Annotated in this window: 2 protein-coding genes; one reads left to right on the top strand and one right to left on the bottom strand. The window is 56.9% G+C overall.

Features of this window, described 5'->3' with window-relative positions:
* Positions 1–968: serine--tRNA ligase (gene serS / locus ACTG34_RS13075; protein WP_439105329.1), on the top strand; the 968-nt coding region annotated here is incomplete at its 5' end.
* A gap of 89 nt (positions 969–1,057) precedes the next feature.
* Here the strand turns inward: serS and uvrA are convergent.
* Positions 1,058–2,714 (bottom strand): excinuclease ABC subunit UvrA (uvrA, locus tag ACTG34_RS13070; RefSeq protein ID WP_439105328.1); only part of this gene is annotated, 1,657 nt, incomplete at its 5' end.

The raw sequence follows: 2,714 nt of genomic DNA, 5'->3' as shown, positions 1-2,714 counted from the left end.
CCGACGATGTGCCACACGGCGCTGATGACGCTGACAACGTTGAGATCAAACGTTGGGGCGATGTGCCGTCTTATGACTTTGCCGCCAAAGAGCATTTCGAATTGGCCAGCGTTGCGGCCTCGATGGATTTCGCCACGGGGGCCAAAATTTCGGGCGCGCGCTTTGTGATGCTTAAGGGGGCCGTGGCCCGCATCCACCGCGCCCTGTCGCAATTCATGCTCGACACCCATGTCGACGAAAACGGCCTCACCGAGATCAACACCCCCGTTCTGGTCCGCGACGAAGCCATGTATGGCACTGATAAGTTGCCCAAATTTGGTGATGACAGTTACCAGACCACCAACGGATGGTGGCTCATCCCGACCTCCGAAGTCCCACTTACCTATTCCGTGGCGGGTGAGACCCTTGATGAGGCCGCTTTGCCGATCCGCCTCACATCGCATTCACTGTGCTTTCGCTCCGAAGCGGGCAGCGCGGGACGCGACACCTCGGGCATGTTGCGTCAACACCAGTTCGAAAAGGTCGAAATGGTCTCGATCACGCATCCTGACGCCTCCGATGACGAACAAAAACGCATGCTCGGATGTGCCGAAGGGATCCTTGAGAAACTCGGTGTGCCCTACCGGACCGTTGAATTGTGCACCGGCGACATCGGCTTTGGCGCGCGGCGCACCTTTGACATCGAGGCATGGTTGCCCGGTCAAAACGCCTACCGCGAAATCTCGTCCGTCTCGACAACGGGCGCATTCCAAGCACGCCGCATGAACGCTCGGTTCAAACCCGCAGATGGCGGCAAACCGCAATTTGTGCATACCTTGAACGGATCGGGCCTCGCCGTAGGCCGTTGCCTCATCGCAGTACTGGAAAACGGCCAACAGGCGGACGGATCGGTCACATTGCCCGCCGTTCTAGCCCCCTATTTGGGCGGCAAATTGACCCTCACCGTCGACGGAACGCTCACCGCGTAGTCATCCTAAAGATCGGCGATAACATCAGCGCCGCAGATCAAAAAAGGCCACCCGATCGGGTGGCCTTTTGCGTAGATCAAATCGCACACTTACTTTGCTGCTTTAGCCTTGCCTAGCATCGCTTTGAGGTAGCGCCCCGTGTGGCTGGCCGCAACTTCGGCCACTTGTTCAGGTGTGCCTGTGGCCACGATTTCGCCGCCGCCATCCCCGCCCTCAGGTCCGATATCAATGACGTGATCGGCGGTCTTGATCACATCAAGGTTGTGTTCGATCACGATCATCGAATTGCCCTGATCGACCAACTCGTGCAAAACTTCGAGCAGCTTTTTCACATCTTCGAAATGCAGACCCGTTGTTGGCTCATCAAGGATGTAAAGCGTGCGGCCCGTCGAGCGTCTGGCCAACTCTTTGGACAGTTTGACGCGCTGCGCCTCACCGCCTGACAGGGTCGTCGCCTGTTGCCCGACCTTGATATAACCAAGGCCCACGCGCACCAATGCATCCATCTTTTCACGAATGCTTGGCACCGCCTTAAAGAACTCTTGTGCATCCTCAACCGTCATATCAAGAACGTCTGCTATGCTTTTGCCTTTAAAGCGAATTTCGAGCGTTTCTCGATTGTACCGTGCCCCTTTGCACGTCTCACATTCGACGTAGACATCGGGCAAAAAGTGCATCTCGATCTTGATCACACCATCGCCCTGACAGGCCTCACACCGCCCGCCTTTGACGTTGAAACTAAAGCGCCCTGGTTTATACCCGCGCGCTTTGGCTTCGGGCAGTCCAGCGAACCAATCGCGAATGGGCGTAAACGCGCCCGTGTAGGTCGCGGGGTTGGAGCGCGGGGTGCGTCCGATAGCGCGTTGATCGATGTCGATCACCTTGTCGAGGTGCTCCAAACCTTTGATGGTTTCGCACGGCGCAGGCGTCTGGCGCGCCCCGTTCAGGCGCATTGACGCGGTCTTGAACAGGGTTTCTATCGTGAGCGTGGACTTGCCGCCCCCCGACACCCCAGAAACACATACGAATTGTCCCAAAGGAAACTCCGCAGTGACATTTTTAAGGTTGTTGCCCGTGGCGTTCACCACTTTGATCTTCTTTTTATTGCCCTTGCGCCGCTTGGCGGGAATGGCAATCTCACGCGCCCCTGTGAGGTATTGACCAGTCAAAGACGCAGGATCCGCCTCGATTTCCTCAGGCGTGCCTTTCGCGACAATTTGACCGCCATGCACCCCAGCTCCCGGACCGATATCAAAGACATAATCCGCCTCGCGGATCATGTCCTCGTCATGCTCGACCACGATCACGGTATTGCCCTGATCGCGCAGATTTTTGAGCGTCCCGATCAGGCGATCGTTGTCACGTTGGTGCAATCCGATGGATGGCTCGTCGAGCACATAAAGCACGCCCTGAAGCCCCGAACCGATTTGGCTCGCCAAACGAATACGCTGACTTTCGCCGCCCGATAACGTACCAGCATTGCGGCTCATCGTCAGGTATTCAAGGCCAACGTTGTTGAGAAAGCCAAGTCGTTCACGGATCTCTTTGACAATAGCGCGCGCAATATCTTGTTTTTGACGCGTCATTTGATCCATCACGCCGTCGATCCATGCATAGGCCTCGCGGATCGACATGTTGACCACTTGACCCACATGCAACAACTGATCGGGTGTGCCGCCGTGAGGTCCGATTTTAACGGCCAAAGCCTCCTCACGCAGGCGGTAGCCACCACAGGCCCCGCACGCG

This window comes from Celeribacter marinus (assembly GCF_965656515.1).
In the GTDB taxonomy this organism is placed as follows: Bacteria; Pseudomonadota; Alphaproteobacteria; order Rhodobacterales; family Rhodobacteraceae; genus Celeribacter; species Celeribacter marinus_D.
The sequence above is the reverse complement of the archived record's forward strand: the minus strand, read 5'-3'. Positions and strand labels throughout refer to the sequence as shown.